The 18,021-nt window shown below is 63.2% G+C and carries 18 protein-coding genes; 16 read left to right on the forward strand and 2 right to left on the reverse strand.

The annotated features are described in order from the left end of the window. Positions 1-101: 101 nt before the first annotated feature. The 5 genes from AC1PPL_RS13740 (at position 102) to AC1PPL_RS13760 (ending at position 5,884) form a co-directional block, all read left to right on the forward strand. Positions 102-773: a GntR family transcriptional regulator gene (locus AC1PPL_RS13740; RefSeq protein WP_479973525.1), complete on the forward strand. Its 672-nt coding sequence runs from the start codon at positions 102-104 to the stop codon at positions 771-773. After that, entirely contained in the window at positions 770-2,236 is a 1,467-nt protein-coding gene (locus AC1PPL_RS13745; protein WP_252101170.1) for a malonyl-CoA decarboxylase, read from the forward strand. The genes AC1PPL_RS13740 and AC1PPL_RS13745 overlap by 4 nt, the downstream gene beginning before the upstream one ends. 146 nt (positions 2,237-2,382) lie before the next feature. Next, positions 2,383-3,408 carry a Bug family tripartite tricarboxylate transporter substrate binding protein gene (locus AC1PPL_RS13750; RefSeq protein ID WP_088887419.1) on the forward strand — a complete coding sequence of 342 codons (1,026 nt, stop codon included), beginning with the start codon at positions 2,383-2,385 and terminating at the stop codon, positions 3,406-3,408. A gap of 67 nt (positions 3,409-3,475) precedes the next feature. Further along, complete coding sequence (locus AC1PPL_RS13755) at positions 3,476-4,303, forward strand: enoyl-CoA hydratase/isomerase family protein (RefSeq protein WP_479973526.1); 828 nt, start codon at positions 3,476-3,478, stop codon at positions 4,301-4,303. A 21-nt stretch (positions 4,304-4,324) separates the two neighbouring features. Next, positions 4,325-5,884, forward strand: a complete 1,560-nt coding sequence (locus tag AC1PPL_RS13760) for a malonate--CoA ligase (RefSeq protein WP_015912716.1) — start codon at positions 4,325-4,327, stop codon at positions 5,882-5,884. A gap of 105 nt (positions 5,885-5,989) precedes the next feature. Here AC1PPL_RS13760 and AC1PPL_RS13765 read toward each other — a convergent pair whose 3' ends face one another. Continuing rightward, positions 5,990-6,433, reverse strand: a complete 444-nt coding sequence (locus tag AC1PPL_RS13765) for a universal stress protein (RefSeq protein WP_011804516.1) — start codon at positions 6,431-6,433, stop codon at positions 5,990-5,992. Positions 6,434-6,541: 108 nt separating this feature from the next. On the opposite strand from AC1PPL_RS13765, the gene AC1PPL_RS13770 reads away from it, so the two are divergent. The 9 genes from AC1PPL_RS13770 to AC1PPL_RS13810 all read left to right on the forward strand — a co-directional run bounded on the left by AC1PPL_RS13770 (position 6,542) and on the right by AC1PPL_RS13810 (position 14,570). After that, entirely contained in the window at positions 6,542-8,947 is a 2,406-nt protein-coding gene (locus tag AC1PPL_RS13770) for a heavy metal translocating P-type ATPase (RefSeq protein WP_479973527.1), read from the forward strand. Between the two features lies 1 nt (position 8,948). Continuing rightward, entirely contained in the window at positions 8,949-9,086 is a 138-nt protein-coding gene (ccoS, locus tag AC1PPL_RS13775; RefSeq protein ID WP_011804518.1) for a cbb3-type cytochrome oxidase assembly protein CcoS, read from the forward strand. Between the two features lie 65 nt (positions 9,087-9,151). Then, positions 9,152-10,591 (forward strand): cytochrome-c oxidase, cbb3-type subunit I, encoded by a 1,440-nt coding sequence (ccoN, locus tag AC1PPL_RS13780; protein ID WP_011804519.1) that lies wholly within the window; start codon positions 9,152-9,154, stop codon positions 10,589-10,591. Positions 10,592-10,610: 19 nt separating this feature from the next. Further along, entirely contained in the window at positions 10,611-11,243 is a 633-nt protein-coding gene (gene ccoO / locus AC1PPL_RS13785) for a cytochrome-c oxidase, cbb3-type subunit II (RefSeq protein ID WP_011804520.1), read from the forward strand. A 14-nt stretch (positions 11,244-11,257) separates the two neighbouring features. Continuing rightward, positions 11,258-11,395, forward strand: a complete 138-nt coding sequence (locus tag AC1PPL_RS13790) for a cbb3-type cytochrome oxidase subunit 3 (protein WP_011804521.1) — start codon at positions 11,258-11,260, stop codon at positions 11,393-11,395. A 29-nt stretch (positions 11,396-11,424) separates the two neighbouring features. Continuing rightward, positions 11,425-12,339, forward strand: a complete 915-nt coding sequence (ccoP, locus tag AC1PPL_RS13795; RefSeq protein WP_015912718.1) for a cytochrome-c oxidase, cbb3-type subunit III — start codon at positions 11,425-11,427, stop codon at positions 12,337-12,339. Between the two features lie 84 nt (positions 12,340-12,423). Then, the gene (gene ccoG, locus AC1PPL_RS13800; RefSeq protein ID WP_479973528.1) at positions 12,424-13,866 is read left to right on the forward strand and encodes a cytochrome c oxidase accessory protein CcoG; all 1,443 of its coding nucleotides are present in this window, start codon (positions 12,424-12,426) and stop codon (positions 13,864-13,866) included. A gap of 61 nt (positions 13,867-13,927) precedes the next feature. After that, positions 13,928-14,206 (forward strand): FixH family protein, encoded by a 279-nt coding sequence (locus AC1PPL_RS13805; RefSeq protein WP_088887415.1) that lies wholly within the window; start codon positions 13,928-13,930, stop codon positions 14,204-14,206. Positions 14,207-14,282: 76 nt separating this feature from the next. Then, on the forward strand, positions 14,283-14,570 hold the full coding sequence (locus AC1PPL_RS13810; protein ID WP_015912721.1) for a hypothetical protein: 288 nt from the start codon (positions 14,283-14,285) through the stop codon (positions 14,568-14,570). A 41-nt stretch (positions 14,571-14,611) separates the two neighbouring features. Here the strand turns inward: AC1PPL_RS13810 and fnr are convergent, their stop codons facing one another. Next, complete coding sequence (fnr, locus tag AC1PPL_RS13815) at positions 14,612-15,355, reverse strand: fumarate/nitrate reduction transcriptional regulator Fnr (RefSeq protein ID WP_011804526.1); 744 nt, start codon at positions 15,353-15,355, stop codon at positions 14,612-14,614. 171 nt (positions 15,356-15,526) lie between these two features. Between fnr and hemN the strand changes: the two genes are divergently transcribed. Together hemN and AC1PPL_RS13825 are read left to right on the forward strand one after the other, a co-directional pair. Continuing rightward, the gene (hemN, locus tag AC1PPL_RS13820; protein WP_011804527.1) at positions 15,527-16,909 is read left to right on the forward strand and encodes an oxygen-independent coproporphyrinogen III oxidase; all 1,383 of its coding nucleotides are present in this window, start codon (positions 15,527-15,529) and stop codon (positions 16,907-16,909) included. 3 nt (positions 16,910-16,912) lie between these two features. Then, positions 16,913-17,632, forward strand: coding sequence for a sulfite exporter TauE/SafE family protein (locus AC1PPL_RS13825; protein ID WP_088887414.1), 720 nt, complete (start codon positions 16,913-16,915; stop codon positions 17,630-17,632). Positions 17,633-18,021: the final 389 nt, after the last annotated feature.

Raw genomic sequence — 18,021 nt, forward strand, 5'->3', positions numbered from 1 at the left:
TTGGCATGCTTTCATAATTATTGAAAATTACGCGAAATGATGCAGTTTCGCGACCACTTGTGTGCCATTCGTGACGTCATAACGCCTGCCGCCCATTCACCATGCGCCGTCCGCCCGCCAATTCCCTGCACCACCAGGCCGCCGAGATGCTGCGTCAGCAGATCTTTGCGGGCGAACTGGCGCCGGGCAGCTTCGTGGACGAGGCCGCGCTGTGCGAGCGGCTGGCCGTGTCGCGTACGCCGCTGCGCGAGGCGCTCAAGGTGCTGGTGGCGGAAGGGCTGCTGCGCCATGAGCCGCGCCGCGGCTGCTTCGTGGCCGAGATCACGGAGCGCGATCTGCAGGAGATCTTCCCCGTGATCGCGCTGCTGGAGGGCCGTGCGGCCTATGAGGCCACCGAGCACGCAGGCCCCGCCGACATCGACGCGCTGCAGGTGCTGCACCAGCGCCTGCAGGACCATGCCGAGGCGGGGCGCATCACCGAATACTACGAAGCCAACTACGCCATCCACGAGGCCTTCATCACCCTGGCGGACAACCGCTGGCTGGCCCAGGTGATCGGCGACCTGCGCAAGATCCTGCGCCTGGCGCGGCACCAGACGTTGCAGGTGCCCGGCCGGCTGCAGCAGAGCCTGTCGGAGCACCGGCAGGTGTTCGCCGCACTCCAAAAGGGCGACGCCGCCGAGGCTGAGCAGGCCATGCGCAACCACCTTCTGGCGCAGCGCGACGCGCTGCGCGAGCTTGCACGCAACCACCCCTCACGGATCACACCATGAACGCCGCCTCCACCTGGATCTCGCGCAACGTGGACCGCCTGCGGTCCGCAGACAGCAAAGCCGCCAGCAAGAACAAGGACAAGGACGGCGCAAGCGCCGCGCCGCCCAAGCCTGCGGCCGAACGCTCCACGCACGAGCGCCTGCAGGCCACGCTGCGCAGGAGCGGCGAGGCGCTGTCGCCCCGCGTGCTGCGCCGGTTGCTGACCGACCTGCAGGAAGTGGTGGCCCCGCGCGTGAGCGAGATCGAAGGCGGGCGCCGCGCGCAGGCCATTGCCGCGTGGTACGCCGAGGCCACGCCCGAAGAGCGGCGCGACCTGTGGTTGCTGATGTGCGAGCAGTTCGCGCCCGATGCCACGCGTTTCAAATCGGCCCAGCAGCGCTACGAGGCCGCCGCCGGCACCGATGATGCGCCCCAGGCCGAAGCCCACCTGCGCCGCGCCATGGTGTCGCCGCGTACACGGCTGCTGCAGCGCTTTGCGGTGTTTCCGGAAGGCATGCGCTTCCTCGTGGACTTGCGCGCCGAGCTGCTGCCCCTGCTCAAGAGCGACAAGCGCCTGCTGCCGCTGGACGCGGAGCTGGAGCAATTGTTCTCCACCTGGTTCGATGTGGCGTTCCTCGAACTGAGGCGCCTGTCGTGGGATTCGCCCGCCTCGCTGATCGAAAAGCTCATCAAGTACGAAGCGGTGCACGACATCCGCAGCTGGGCGGACCTGAAGAACCGACTGGACAGCGACCGCCGCTGCTACGGGTTCTTTCACCCCCGCCTGCCCAATGAGCCGCTGATCTTCGTGGAGGTTGCGCTGGTCAACGAGATTTCGTCCAGCATCACCCCGCTGCTGGACGAGGCCGCCGAGGCCGCCGACATCCAGCGTGCCACCACGGCGATCTTCTACTCGATCAGCAGCACGCAGACGGGGCTGCGCGGCGTGAGCTTCGGCGATTCGCTCATCAAGCACGTGGCCGAGACGCTCACGCAGGAATTCCCGCGCCTGCGCACTTTCGCCACGCTCTCGCCGATCCCGGGCTTTCGTTCCTGGCTGTCCAAGAACTGCGCCGCGCAGCTGGAGCAGCTCGACGAGAAGCGCCTGGCCGAACTGGGCCGCGCCGTGGGCTTCGAGCCGCCGCAGGCCGCGCATGTGCTGGCCGCGGCCGACAAGGCGCTGGAGCTGCCGCCCAAATCACCCGTGCGCCAGCTGCTCATGCAGTGCGCGGCGCGCTACCTGGGACGCGAGCTGCACGACGGCAAGCCGGTGGACCCGGTGGCGCGCTTTCACCTGGGCAATGGCGCGCGCGTGGAGCGGTTGAACTGGGCGGGCGACCCGTCGGCCAAGGGGCTCAAGCAGTCCTTCGGGCTGATGGTCAACTACCTGTATGACCTCAAGCGCATCGACAAGCACCACGGCCTGCTTGCGCAGGGGCGCGTGCCCGTGTCGGGCGATATCGACAGCCTGTGCCGTGACTGACGGCGCGCTGCCTCGGCGCCAGCGGGCGTGGCGGGCCTTGTATGCTCGCGCCCAGCTGCCCTCGGCGGCCTTGGCCGAGCGGGCGCGCCGCGCCTGAGCACCTGCCAACCCACCCTTTTCACAACAGAAAGACAGGAGACAACGCCATGCGAGAGAGAGAGAACTTGAGCCAGATCGCCACCGCCGCGCTGCAACGCCGTGACATGCTGCGCGCAGCCGGCGCTGCGGGCCTGGCGCTGGCCACGGGCGGTGCCTGGGCGCAAGGCGCCAGCGGCTGGCCGACCAAGCCGGTCAACATGGTGGTGCCGTTCCCCGCGGGCGGCGGCACGGATGCCTTTGCGCGCCCATTGGCTGCGCAGTTCGCCAAGTCCACGGGCAAGACGCTGGTGATCGACAACCGCGGCGGCGCGGGCGGCACCGTGGGTGCCAGCGTGGCGGCCAAGGCGCCAGCCGATGGCTACAACCTGTTCATGGGTGGCGTGCACCATGTGATTGCGCCGTCCATGTACCCCAAGCTGGACTACGACCTGGAAAAGGACTTCGTGCCGCTGGCCTTGGTGGCCAACGTGCCGCAGGTGCTGGTGGTGAACCCGCGCAACGTGACGGCCACCAACATGAAGCAGTTCATGGACTTCGTGAAGGCCAACCCCGCCAAGCTGAACTATGCGTCGGCCGGCTCGGGCACCTCGCACCACCTGGCGGGCGAGCTGTTCAAGCTGCAGACGGGGACTTTCATCACCCACATCCCCTATCGCGGCGCGGGCCCTGCGCTGCAGGACCTGATCGGCGGCAACGTGGACATGCTGTTCGACGGCCTGGGCTCGTCGGCCTCGCACATCAAGGGCGGGCGCATCAAGGCGCTGATGGTGTCGGGCTCCAAGCGCAACCCGGCCTTCCCCGACGTGCCCTGCGCGGCAGAGGTGGGCCTGCCGGACTACACCGTGTCCACCTGGTATGGCCTGTGGGCACCCAAGGGCACGCCGGCCGATCTGCAGGCGCGCATCGTCGAGGAGATCCGCAAGCTCGGCCAGGCCGAGGAGCTCAAGGCCATCTGGGCCGGCAACGGCGCGGAGTTCGGCACGCTGTCGCAGGCGGACTTCGCCAAGATGGTCAGCAGCGAGATCAAGCGCTGGGCGCAGGTGGTGAAGGCCTCGGGCGCCAAGCTGGAGTGATGTAGTCCCCCACTGCGGCGCCCCTCCAGTGGCGCCGCCGCCACCCCCACGAAGAGAGTCCGATCGCATGCCAGGTGAAGTTGTCGCGGCCATGGCCGCAGGAGAGGCCGCCGGCCGCGGCGTGGTGCGCGTGACGCTGCGCCACGAGGGCCGGCTCAACGCCATGTCGCGCGCCATGTGGCGCCAGTTGCGCACGGTGTTCCAGGACATCCAGCGCAGCGATGGCGTGCGCTGCGTGCTCATCGAGGGGGCAGGGGAGGCGTTCTGCGCGGGGGGGGATATTTCCGAGTACCCCGCCTTTCGCTTCGACCCCGCGCAGCTGCGCGACTTCCACGAGAGCGATGTCTGGGGCGGGCTGGCGGCCATGCTGGACTGCGACGTGCCCATCGTCGCGCGCATCGCAGGCGCCTGCATGGGCGCGGGCGTGGAGATCGCCAGCTGCTGCGACATCCGCATTGCCGCTGCCGGCGCGCGTTTCGGCGCGCCCATCGCCAAGCTGGGCTTTCCGATGGCGCCGCGCGAGGCTGCCTTGGTGGCGGGCGCCGTGGGCGACGTGACGGCGCGCCAGATGCTGTTGGAGGCGGCCACCTTCAGCGCCGCCGAGATGGCGCAGCGGGGCTTTCTGAGCCGCGTGGTCGACACCGAGCAGCTGGACGCGCAAGCCCTGGGCACGGCGCTGCGCATCGCGGCCCTCGCGCCCGGTGCGGCGCGGCTCAACAAGCAGACCTTGCGCGCTATACGAAAAAATGTGCCGCTAGCGCCCGACCAGCAAGCGCAAGCAGCTTCTGATTTGATAGCAAATAACGCACTGGCCGACCCCTACGTCTATGCCGACAGCGCCGAACACCGCGAGGGCATCAACGCCTTCCTGGCCAAGCGCGCTCCCGTTTTCTGAATCCTTTGTGTGTGCACCACCATGAGCTCCTCCTCCCAGAACCTGTTTTCCGCGCTGCGCGCCGCCTTTCCTGCTGACCTGGACCAGACCGCCGTCGAGGCCGCCTCGGCCGCGGGTGCGCCGCTGCTCTACACCTGGCGCGACCTGGACCGCGCCAGCGCCCGCATCGCCAACCTGCTGGCATCGCTGAAGCTGCCCGAGGGGAGCCGCATCGCCGTGCAGGTGGAAAAGTCGGTCGAGGCCATGCTGCTGTACCTGGCCACGCTGCGCGCCGGCTACGTGTTCCTGCCGCTGAACACCGCCTACCAGAGCGCAGAGATCGAGTACTTCATCGGCAATGCCGAGCCGGCCGTGGTGGTCTGCACGCCGGGCAACTTCGGCTGGGTGTCGAAGATCGCCTTTACCGCCGGCACGCAACATGTGTTCACGCTGGGCGACGACCGCACCGGCAGCCTGCTGGAGCGCGCCGCGCACTTCGGCGACGAGCACCGCGCCGTCCCGCGCAAGGCTGACGACCTGGCTGCCATCCTCTACACCAGCGGCACCACGGGACGCAGCAAGGGCGCGATGCTCACGCATGGCAACCTGCTGTCCAATGCCCAGGTGCTCAAGGACTACTGGGGCTGGAAGCCCGGCGACGTGCTGATCCACGCGCTGCCCATCTTCCACGTGCACGGCCTGTTCGTGGCCATCCATGGTGCGCTGATCAATGGCAGCAAGATGATCTGGATGGCGAAGTTCGACCCCAAGGCGGTGATCGCCGCCATGCCGCGCGCCACGGTGTTCATGGGCGTGCCCACGCTCTACGTGCGCATGCTGGCCGAGCCGGCGCTGACCCAGGCCGCGGCCAGCCACATGCGGCTGTTCATCGCGGGTTCGGCGCCGCTGCTCATCGAGACTTTCAAAGAATGGCAGGACCGCACGGGCCACACCATCCTGGAGCGCTACGGCATGAGTGAGACCATCATGCTCACCAGCAATCCCTACGCGGCCGACGCGCGCCATGGCGGGCAGGCGGAGCGCCGCGGCTCCACCGTGGGCTTTCCGTTGCCTGGCGTGGGCCTGCGCGTGGTGGACGATGCCGGCAAGCCGGTGCCCGTGGGCGAGATCGGCAACATCCAGGTCAAGGGCCCCAACGTGTTCAAGGGCTACTGGCGCATGCCCGAGAAGACCAAGGAAGAGTTCAGCGCCGACGGCTGGTTCAAGACCGGCGACGTCGGCAAGGTGGATGAGCGTGGCTATGTCAGCATCGTGGGCCGCAGCAAGGACCTGATCATCAGCGGTGGCTACAACGTCTACCCGGCCGAGATCGAGGGCTACATCAACGAGATGCCCGGCGTGGCCGAGAGCGCCGTGGTCGGCGTGCCGCACCCGGACTTCGGCGAAGTGGGTGTGGTGGTGGTCATCCCCAAGCCCGGTGCAAAGGTGGATGGCGACGCGGTCATCGCATCGCTTAAGAGCCAACTGGCCAACTTCAAGATTCCCAAGCGCTGCTTCGTCACCACCGAACTGCCGCGCAACACCATGGGCAAGGTGCAAAAGAACCTGCTGCGCGACCAGTACAAGGGGCTGTTCGCCTGAGCCGGCGCGGCATTGCAATGCAAAAAGGCGGCCTGGGCCGCCTTTTGCTATTTAGATGATAGCTGTTAGCGCTTGATAGTCGGGCGCTAGAGCCTTATTTGATGCTTAGCGCAGCACCAGCACCGGAATGTGCGAGTGCGTCAGCACGTGCTGCGTCTCGCTGCCCAGCAGCAGGCGCTTGATGCCCTTGCGGCCGTGCGAGGCCATCACGATCAGGTCGCACTTGTGCTTCTTGGCGGCGGCGATCACGGCTTCGGCGATCAGGTCGGACTTGGCGACCACGGTCTTCACAGTCACGCCTTCGTCGGTGCCCTGCACCTTGACCTTGTCCACCAGTTCCTGGGCCGCATCCGCCCACTGCTTCTCGATGCGCTTGATGTCCGCGGCGTCCACGGGCAGGCCACCTTCGAAATAGCTGCGCGGATACCGGGGGACGACCTTCAGGGCGACCACCGACGCACCTGTGAGCCCCGCCAGCGAGAGCCCGCTTTCCACGGCCTTTTGCGACAGGGGGGAACCGTCGGTGGCGATCAGGATGCGTTTGTACATGTGCAGCTCCTCATTTCGTTAAGAACGGTAAAAGCATAGGATAGTTCGTGGTCCATGTCTTGATTCAAGTCAATGAGTCCTTCGCGCAATCCGAATAGTCTTGAGGCTATGTCAAATCCTGATGCCGACCCGTGGGCGTCGCCCCTCTCCACGGCTGCACCGGATGAGGTCGCGCTGCTTGATGACCCCCAGGAATGGTCGGCCTTTGGCAAGCCCTGCACATCTACCCCCGCAGGTGCGGATGCCCAGGCGGGTCCGTGGGAGTCGCATGTGGTGCTCGACGGAATGCACTGCGCCGCCTGCGCCCTGACCATCGAGGAAGCCCTGCGGCGTGTGCCCGGCGTGGCGGAAGCGGACGTGAGCGCCGCCACCCGCCGCGCACGCGTGGTATGGGACCCGCGACGAGTGCGCCCGTCGCAGTGGATGGGCGCGGTCCAGAAGGCCGGTTACCGCGCGCTGCCTGCCCTGGATGCGCTGGCGCGGGAGCAGCGCCAGCGCGAGAACCGCAAGGCGCTGTGGCGCTGGCTGGTGGCGGGTTTTTGCATGATGCAGGTCATGATGTACGCATGGCCTGCCTACCAAGCCATGCCCGGCGACCTGACCATGGAAATGGAACAACTGCTGCGCTGGGCCTCCTGGGTCATCAGCCTGCCGGTGGTGCTGTTCGCCTGCGGGCCTTTCTTCTCCAGCGCGCTGCGCGATATCCGGCAGCGGCGGGTCAGCATGGATCTGCCCGTGGCGCTGGGCATGCTCATCACCTTCGTGGTCAGCATGGCGGGCACGTTCGATCCGACCGGCCCCTTTGGCCGCGAGGTCTACTACGACTCGCTGACCATGTTCGTCTTTTTCCTGCTCACGGGCCGCTGGCTGGAGCTGCGCCTGCGCGATCGCACGGCAGGGGCGCTGGAAGCCGTGATGAACCGGTTGCCCGACAGCGTGGAGCGGCGGGCGGAAGACGGTAGCTTCACGCGCGTGGCCACGCGCCGTCTGCAGGCCGGCGACGTGGTGCGCGTGTTGCCCGGGGAGGCCTTTCCCGCGGATGGCCGCATCCTTTCAGGCGGTACCCAGGCCGACGAGGCGCTGCTCACCGGTGAATCCACGCCTGTGGACCGACCCGAAGGCAGCCGCGTGACGGCGGGCAGCTACAACCTGCGCGCACCGGTCACGGTGGAGGTTTTGGCGCTGGGCAGTGAGACGCGCTTTGGGCAGATCGTGGCATTGATGGAGAGCGCGTCTTTGCAAAAGCCCCGCCTGGCGCAGCTGGCGGACCGGGTGGCCCGGCCTTTCCTGGTGGCGGTGTTGTTGGCCGCGGTGCTGGCGGCAGTGTGGTGGTGGCCGAGCGACCCCAGCCATGCTCTGATGGTGGCGGTGGCGGTGCTCATCGTTACGTGCCCCTGCGCGCTGTCTCTGGCCACGCCGGTGGCCATGCTGACGGCTGCGGGCACCTTGGCGCGGCGGGGCGTGCTGGTGCGCAATCTGCAAGGGCTGGAGGCGCTGGCCGCGGTGGATACGGTGGTCTTCGACAAGACGGGCACGCTGACCCGCGATGGGCTTGCGCTACATGCCGTGCATGTGGCGCCAGGGGCCGGCTGGGGCGAGGGCGAGGCGCTGGCCCTGGCTTCGGCGCTGGCGGCGCATTCACTGCATCCCGCCTCGCGCGCGCTGGCATCCGCGGCGAAGTCTGCCGCGGCGCCCGCGGGCTGGACGGTCCATGCCGTGCAGGAGCTGCCGGGTGCAGGCCTGGTGGCCCGTGCATCGTCACCGTCACACGCCCAGGAAACGATTCTGCGCCTGGGCTCTGCGGCCCATGCCCGCGTGCCTGCCGTGGACGGCGATGCGGGGCCGCAGGTCGTGCTGTCGATGGAATGCGAAGGCGCGGCGGTGGAAATCGCGCGGTTCGTGCTGAGCGAACAACTGCGCCCCGAGGTCGCGGCGGCCGTGCGCGGGCTGCGCGCCGAGGGCGTGGCGGTCGAGCTGCTGTCCGGCGACCGGGCCGAGTCCGTGCAGCGGGTGGCTGCCCAGGCGGGCATCGGCCAGGCCCGGGGAGACTGCACCCCGCAGGACAAGCTCGCGCATCTGCAGACGTTGCAGGCGCAAGGACACCATGTGGCGATGGTGGGCGACGGGCTCAACGACGGCCCCGTGCTGGCCGGTGCGCATGTCTCGTTTGCGTTCGGTCGCGCCGTGCCCCTGGCCCAGTCTCGGTCCGACTTCGTGGTTATGGGCGAAAATCTCGCCCTTGTTGCGCAGGCGCTCTGGCTGGCGCGGCGCACCTTGCGCATCGTCCGCCAGAACCTGTGGTGGGCGGCTGCATACAACGCGCTGTGTGTGCCCCTGGCGATTGCGGGCTACATGCCGGCTTGGCTCGCGGGCCTGGGCATGGCGCTGAGTTCACTGCTCGTCGTGCTCAACGCGGCCCGCCTGGCGCGCCTGCCGGACCCGCTCAGCCACGAGAGTTCCGGCGACTGCGCTGGTGCCCCACGTGCCGTGAGCACGCCCTTGGAGGTCGTCTGATATGGACATCCTGTATTTGTTGATTCCGCTCTCCGTCGTACTGGTGCTGTTTGTACTGGCGGGACTGTGGTGGGCCGTCTACCGTGGCCAATTTGAGAACGTCGATCAGGAGGGGGAGCGCATTCTGAGGGACGGTTGATGTTCGTCAATAGGCCTACTGCGAGCCTGGTTAAAACTTTTTACTGCAAATACTAGAGGTGCCCGATGGATTCTTCACAAACAAGAGTTGCGCACTACGACGACACCGTAGTACGCCAGTTTTCTATCATGGCTGTCGTATGGGGGGTGGTCGGCATGCTGGTGGGCGTGTTCATCGCCGCCCAGCTGACCTGGCCTGAACTCAACTTCGGCATTCCATGGCTGAGCTATGGCCGGCTGCGTCCGCTGCACACCAATGCCGTGATCTTCGCATTCGGCGGCTGCGGCCTGTTCGCCACCAGCTATTACGTGGTGCAGCGCACTTGCCAAGCGGGGCTGTTTCTGCCCAAGTTGGCGGCGTTCACCTTCTGGGGCTGGCAACTGGTCATCGTAGCGGCGGCCATCAGCCTGCCGCTGGGCTATACCTCCGGCAAGGAATATGCCGAGCTGGAATGGCCGATCGACATCCTGATCGCTGCCGTGTGGGTCTCTTATGCGGTGGTGTTCTTCGGAACCATCGGCCAGCGCAAGGTGAAGCACATTTACGTGGCCAATTGGTTCTTCGGTGCGTTCATCATCGCCGTGGCGCTGCTGCACATCGTCAACAGTGCGGCCATTCCGGCGGGCTTCATGAAGAGCTACTCCGCCTACGCAGGCGTGCAGGACGCCATGGTGCAGTGGTGGTACGGCCACAACGCCGTGGGCTTCTACCTCACGACCGGCTTCCTGGGCATGATGTATTACTTCATCCCGAAGCAGGCTGGCCGTCCGGTGTACAGCTATCGCCTCTCCATCGTCCACTTCTGGGCGCTGATCTTCACGTACATGTGGGCGGGTCCGCACCACCTGCACTACACCGCGCTGCCTGACTGGACGCAATCTGTGGGCATGGTGTTCTCGCTGATCTTGCTGGCGCCCAGCTGGGGCGGCATGATCAACGGGATCATGACGCTGTCCGGTGCCTGGCACAAGCTGCGTGACGACCCCATCCTGCGCTTTCTGATCGTGTCGCTGTCGTTCTACGGCATGTCCACGTTCGAAGGCCCGATGATGTCCATCAAGACCGTCAACGCGCTCTCGCACTACACCGACTGGACTGTGGGCCACGTGCATGCAGGCGCTTTGGGCTGGGTGGGTCTGATCACCATGGGTTCGCTGTATTACCTGGTGCCTCGCCTGTTTGGCAAGGAGAAGATGCACTCCATCAAGGCAATTGAACTGCACTTCTGGATGGCCACCATCGGCATCGTGCTGTACATCGCCGCCATGTGGATTGCTGGCGTGATGCAAGGTCTGATGTGGCGCGCCGTGAACCCCGACGGCACGCTGACCTATACCTTCGTGGAAGGCGTCAAGGCGACCTATCCGTTCTACGCGATCCGCTTCTTTGGCGGTCTGCTGTACCTCGGCGGTATGTTGGTGATGGCATGGAATGTCTGGGTGACGGCGATCTCCGGACGCTCCGTCAAGGTGGCCATTCCCGCCGTGAAACCCGCTCACGCCTGAAGTTCGGAGGGTCAACTACATGTCCAATACGCATAACAAAGCATCCACCGGCTTCACGCACGAGAAGGTCGAAACCAGTAACTTCCTGATGATCGTGCTGATCTTGCTGGTTGTGGCCGTCGGCGGCCTGGTGGAAATCGTTCCTCTGTTCTTTCAAAAATCGACGACTGAGGCCGTTCAAGGCGTGAAGCCTTACACGGCAGTGCAATTGATCGGACGCGATATCTACCTGCGCGAGGGTTGCTACAACTGCCACTCGCAGATGATCCGTCCGTTCCGTGCGGAAACCCTGCGTTATGGCCACTACTCGGTGGCTGGCGAGTTCGTCTACGACCATCCCTTCCAATGGGGTAGCAAGCGCACTGGGCCCGACCTGCATCGCGTGGGTGGAAAGTACAGCGATGAATGGCATCGCATTCACCTGAACAATCCGCGCGACGTGGTGCCCGAATCCAATATGCCCGCCTATCCCTGGCTGGAAAAGAACCAGATCGATCCTTCCGTCGTCGCTCCTCGCATGAAGGCATTGCGCACGGTCGGCGTCCCGTATACGGATGAGGAGATCGCCAGCGCCGCCGAGCAGGTCAAGGGCAAGACAGAGATGGATGCCGTGGTGGCCTATCTCCAGGTTTTGGGCCGTGCGCTCAAGTAATCGAGGAACTGGTCATGGACATCACCACCATGCGTATCGTGGCCACGCTGGCGTCGCTGGCGTGTTTCGTGGGCATCTGGTTCTGGGCCTTCATGCGCCGCAACCGGGCCCGGTTCGAGGAGGCAGCACAGTTGCCCTTCGCCGAGGACTGAAGAAGTCTCCACAAGAAAAGAGATAACCCATGAGCGATTTCACGAGTAACTTCTGGTCCTTCTACGTGGCCGGAATCACCATCATCGGTATCGTGGCCTGCGGCTTGCTGCTGTGGATCACGTCCCGCAAGAAGGTCGAGGCTACGGCCGACAACACCACCGGTCACGTCTGGGACGAAGACCTGACGGAAATGAACAACCCCATGCCCCGTTGGTGGATGTGGCTGTTCATCATCACGCTGGTATTCGGTGCTGGCTATCTGGCTGCCTATCCCGGATTGGGGACCTTTAAGGGTAAGTTGGGCTGGACGCAGCTGGGCGAGTACCAAGCCGAAGTGGACAAGGCTAACGCAGAGTTGCAGCCCCTGTATGCGCGGTTCGAGGCCATGCAGCCCCAAGAGATGGCGGCCGACACAGCGGCCATGGCAATTGGTGAGCGTCTGTTCATGAACAACTGCGCGCAGTGTCATGGTTCCGATGCCCGCGGCAGCAAGGGCTTCCCCAACCTGGCCGACGGTGACTGGCTGCACGGCGGTGCGCCTGATCAGATCCAGAAGACCATCCACGATGGGCGCATTGGCGTCATGCCTCCCATGGCGGCCGCCGTGGGCTCGCCGGAAGATGTGCGCAACCTCGCCCACTATGTCCTGAGCCTTTCGGGAAGCCCGCATGACTCCCTGAAGGCGTCTCTGGGCAAGTCGAAGTTCACTGCGTGCGCTGCATGCCACGGGATGGACGGCAAGGGCAATGTGGCCCTGGGTGCCCCTAATCTGACGGATGACATCTGGCTGCATGGCTGGGGCGAAGCTGCCATCACCGCTATGATCAACAATGGCAAGACCAACGAGATGCCTGCCCAAACGGGCAAGTTGACCGATGCACAGATCAAGGTGTTGACGGCATACGTATGGGGTTTGTCCAATAAGGCCGGCGCCCCGCGCTGATGCTCCCTGTGCGGCCGGCTCCCCGTCGAGGGGCGCCGGCCGTTTTGCGTTTTGGAAGTTGCACTTCCTTTTTGAGATTCCACCATGAAGCCAGCCGAAGGTCAGCCCCGTAAGGTGATTCCTATCACGCCAGTGGGGGCCGAAAGTTCGCAGACCGAGGTCATTTCGCTCTATGAGGCGCAAAAGAAAATCTATCCACGCTCGATAAGTGGAGTGTTCGCTCGTTGGCGTTGGGCGATGGTGTTTCTGACACAGCTGGTTTTCTATGGCCTGCCATGGCTGGAGTGGGGTCAGCGCCAGATGGTGCTCTTTGACCTCGGAGCACGCCGTTTCTATATTTTTGGTTTGGTGCTTTACCCGCAGGACTTCATTTATCTGACGGGTTTGCTGATTATTTCCGCGCTGTCGCTTTTTCTGTTTACTGCAGTGGCGGGACGCCTGTGGTGCGGCTTCTCCTGTCCCCAGACCGTATACACGGAAATGTTCATGTGGATCGAGCACAAAGTCGAAGGCGACCGCAGTGCCCGTATGCGCCTGGACAATGGTCCGTGGACATTTGAGAAGATCTGGAAAAAATCTGTCAAGCAAGCCATTTGGATTGCGGTCGCATTCTGGACCGGCTTCACCTTCGTGGGCTATTTCGTTCCGATTCGCGAGCTGGGGGGAGAGTTGCTGGCCCTGCAAGGAGGGTGGCAGATATTCTGGGTGATCTTCTATGGGTTGGCCACGTACGGCAACGCAGGGTTCCTGCGCGAGCAGGTGTGCAAATACATGTGCCCTTATGCGCGTTTCCAAAGCGCAATGTTCGACAGGGACACGCTGGTCGTCTCTTACGATCCCGAGCGCGGCGAGCCTCGCGGGCCCCGTAACAAGACGGTAGACCACAAAGCTGCGGGACTGGGTGACTGCATCGATTGCACGCTATGTGTCCAAGTCTGCCCAACGGGTATCGATATTCGCAACGGACTGCAATACGAATGCATTGGTTGCGGTCTCTGCGTGGACGCTTGCAATACCGTGATGGATAAGATGAAGTATCCGCGCGGGCTGATTCGCTTCTCAACGCAGAACGGCGTCAAGAACCACTGGACCCAGTCGCAAATGCTCAAACGCGTGCTGCGACCCCGTGTGTTGTTCTATTCAGCGGTGCTGGTGGTGTTGTGCATCGGCATGCTGGCCAGCTTGGTGGTACGCACCCCGTTGAAGGTGGACATCGTGCGCGATCGCGCTGCGCTCTCGCGCATCGTGTCGGGAGGCAAGCTGGAAAATATCTACCGGCTGCAGATCATGAACGCTACGGAGGGGGCGCAGCGCTACACCATCAGCGCCCACGGCATGGAAGGGTTGGAAGTGGCGTCCGAGACCGCAATTGACATTGGACCGGCGGAATCCCGATGGGTGGTTGTCCGTCTTCAAATTCCGTATGGCTCAGCATCTCCTGGATCGCATACGGTGTATTTCGATATTCAAGCGCAGGGTGATAAAGCCCAAGTGGCAGAGAAATCCGTATTCCTCGTACCCCGCTGAAGGCGGTCGTGGAATACAAATGAACAAGCTGTGCTCATAAATGAGCGAGGAGTTAATATAAATGTTGAGTAATTCCCCCATGAAACTGGACGACGACGGAAAGCCTTGGTGGACGTTTGGCCATGTCTGGCTTGTCATCGCGGGGCCGGTGATTGTCATCATTGCGGGCTTCGTGACCCTCTGGCTGGCCGTGAGCAAACCCGACCCCGTCATCGCGGAAGACTATTACCAACGGGGCTTGAACATCAACGAGACCCTGAAGGAGTCTGGGGGCGACATGACGCCTGCCATGAAGGGGCGCAACCATGCAGCTACTCCGCTGGAGGATCAACCGCGCTGACCGGCAGGGCGAGTCCTCTTTGCATGCCGGAGAACAGATGCTAGGCTGTCAACTACACTTGCTAGGAGATGGGCGAATGTGGATGCAACGATTGATGTGGATCGCGTGGCCGGCCTTTTTGATGGCGGGCGTCATGGAAATGGTAGTGTTCGCCTTCGTGGATCCAGAAGCGCTGCAGTGGTTTGATCAACCCCTGCATCTCTCGCGCGAAGGTGTGTATACCATCGCCTTCTTCACGTTCTGGTTCGTACTCATGGCTTCCAGCGCATTGACGACGCTGTTGTCACTCTCGCCCTTTGAGTTGAATCGCTGCCCCGTGCCCAAAGGGGCGCGGCCGGCTGATTGCGCCAAATACGTTTCCTGATCTTTCCGCCGATCAGTTATGAATGAACAAAAAACCGAGGCTTAATGGCAGGCTTGCTGGCTGTTGACAATGCGCTTCAGCGCATCGGTATCGACGATGCGCACATGGCGCTGTTTTACTTCCACAATACCTTCTTCCACGAACTTGGAAAACGTGCGGCTGACGGTTTCCAGTTTCAATCCCAGGTAGCTGCCGATCTCTTCGCGTGTCATGCGCAGCACCAATTCGGATTGTGAGAAACCCCGGGCATGCAAGCGTTGTACGAGATTCAACAGGAATGCGGCAAGGCGTTCCTCGGCACGCATACTCCCCAGCAACAGCATGACCCCATGCTCACGAACAATCTCGCGGCTCATGATCTTGTGCACATGGTGCTGTAGTGCCGTTACTTCGCGCGACAACTCTTCAATACGGTCGAAGGGCATGACGCATACTTCGGCGTCTTCAAGCGCCACCGCATCGCAAGTGTGGCGGTCGCTCACGATGCCATCCAGGCCGATGATCTCGCCCGCCATTTGAAAACCCGTCACTTGATCGCGACCGTCTTCGGTGGCGACACAGGTCTTGAAGAATCCGGTGCGGATGGCAAAAAGGGATGTGAAGGGTTCACCGTTCCGGAAAAGCGTGCCGCCACGCTTGATCTTGCGTCGTACAGCAACAATGTCATCGATGCGCTTGAGTTGCTGGTCGTCCAGACCCACGGGCATGCACAGCTCACGCAGATTGCAGTTTGAGCAGGCAACTTTGATGGTCTGGAGATTCGTATGCATGGGAACCCTGTTCATGGCTTGAGCTTACCTCTGAACGGCTGGGAGACATGGAATGCCGTAGGCCGTTGGACGACTTTGAGCCGAAGTCAAATTGTCGCCACAAGGACCTTATGGGCGCTTGATCAACGTCAAGGACTCATGGGGGACTCTACGGCACAGTGATATGAAAGTGCAAGGAATCCCGTCATGACCGTTGTTACAACAGAGCTCCTGCGTCGCTTTGACGTCCCAGGGCCGCGCTACACCTCTTATCCGACTGCTGATCGTTTTGTCGAGGCTTTTGGCGAGCGGGAATACATCCTTGCGCTGCAGCAGCGTCGCGTGGGTTCGGTAGCCAAGGCGATGCCTTTGTCGCTTTATGTCCACATCCCGTTTTGTGAATCGCTGTGCTATTACTGCGCGTGTAACAAGATCATTACCCGGCATCCAGAGCGGGCAGAGGTCTACTTGCGTTACCTCAGCCGTGAGATCGACCTGCATACGGCGCACTGCGGTGTGGGTCAGCATGTGAGCCAGCTGCATTTCGGCGGAGGCACGCCTACTTTTCTGACGGATGACGGTTTGCGCGAACTGATGGGCATGCTGAGGCGCAGTTTCGTCCTCGTTCCGGGGGGGGAGTACTCCATAGAAGTGGACCCCCGGACCGTGGATGAAGCGCGGCTGGGATTGTTGGCGGAGCTGGGTTTCAATCGCCTGAGCTTTGGCGTGCAGGATTTCGACCCTGAAGTACAAAAGGCCGTGCACCGCATTCAGCCTGCCGAAAAGGTGTTCGCGTTGGTCGATGCGGCTCGGAAGCTCGGGTTTGAATCGGTGAACGTGGATTTGATCTACGGGCTGCCGCGACAGACACCGGAGTCGTTTGATCGCACCTTGGAGCAGGTAGCCGAGCTGCGGCCAGACCGGATCGCGCTGTATGCGTACGCTCACTTGCCAGAACGCTTCAAGTCGCAGCGACGCATCATCACGGCCGAGTTGCCCATGGCTTCGGCCAAGGTGTCCATGCTGGCCCGGTCACTTGATGTGTTCCAGGAAGCCGGCTACGTCTACGTGGGCATGGACCATTTTGCGCTGCCTGACGATGCGCTGGCGGTGGCCAAGCGGCAAGGCAGGCTGCACCGCAATTTCCAAGGCTATAGCACGCAGCCCGATTGCGACCTGATTGGTCTGGGCGTTTCTGCCATCGGGCGCGTGGGCGCTACTTACAGCCAAAATGTGAAAACGCTGGACGAGTATTACGACTGCATTAACCAGGGGCATTTGCCTGTGGTGCGCGGGCTGGCGTTGACCAAGGACGACTTGGTGCGCCGCGCAGTCATCATGGCGTTGATGTGCCAAGGTGAATTGCTGTTTGAGCCGTTGGAACAGTCTTGGCTGATTGATTTCCGCAGTTATTTCGATGCGGAATTACAGCAACTGCAAGAAATGGCGGCTCAGGGCTTGGTGAAAATCAGTGATGAGGGCGTTGAAGTCACGCCCATGGGATGGTATTTCGTGCGCGGCGTGGCCATGGTGTTCGACAAGTATCTGCAGGCTGACCGTAACCGCGCTCGCTTTTCCCGGATTATTTGACCCATGCTGTGGGCGCTGGCCACGACGGCCTTCCTGATGGGGCTGATGGGAGGGGCTCACTGTTTGGCGATGTGTTCTGTTCCCTGCGCGGCGCTTACGGGGCTGGGTGGCACGCCGGACGCCACCCACACCATTCAATGGGCGTCCCGCCGCGGAATCCTCCAACGGGTAGCGCAGTTTCACGTGGGGCGCCTGATCGGTTACGGCGCCGCAGGGGCGGTGGTTGCGCTGGCCATGGAGCAACTCGCATGGCTGGGGCAAAGCACCTCGGCATTGCGCCCCCTTTGGACGCTGATGCATGTGCTCATCCTCGCGTGGGGCGGGATGATGATGGTGCAAGCGCAGCAGCCCTTGTGGGTTGAGCGGGCGGGGCGTGCTGCCTGGGCGAAGGTCAAGCCCTTGGTCTCTCGGCCTGGCGGGCTCCTGACCGCGGGTGTGGCCTGGGCGCTCCTGCCATGCGGCCTTCTGTATACCGCACTGTTGACTGCCGCTCTCAGCGGAAGCGTGCTCCGCGGAGCCTTGTGCATGGTCCTGTTTGGCGTAGGAAGCGGTGTATGGCTGGTGCTGGGGCCGTGGACTTTTGGCCGCATTCGCGCTTGGATCGGCGTGAAGGGTGGGGCGTGGGGGTCTCGGCTGGCAGGTGGCGTGCTTTTTTCCCTGGGTGCATGGGCGCTGTGGATGGAGGTTGTCCATGGGCAGCCGGCGCCGTGGTGCGTGCCCTGAAAACAGCGTTTTTTGGAACCACAGCGACTCCGCGAAGCATGCCGTGGCAAGCGAATGGCGCAAACCGAGGCGCTCAGGCGTGACGTATCGCTGTCAGATCTATACCAGCGGAAGTGACGAGTCTGTTCTCATCGACGTGGAGAAATCCAGCTACACATCGCTGCCTTACTGGATGCGCCATCGTGCGTATGAGGGCGCGCTGCGTGTCGGCGTGATTGCCGAAGGACTGGGAAACGCCCGAACCACGCCAGGATATTTGCCATCGGTGCGACGACTACCAAGGTCTGCTCTGTGCCTTGCAGATGGGTGGGTTGCGCGCGCTGGCCGCGGAGCGCCGGATTTTCTGAGCAGGTATTGAGGTCGCTGGCACTCACCCGGAGCGAGGGCGC

It is taken from the genome of Diaphorobacter sp. B2A2W2, assembly GCF_056730635.1.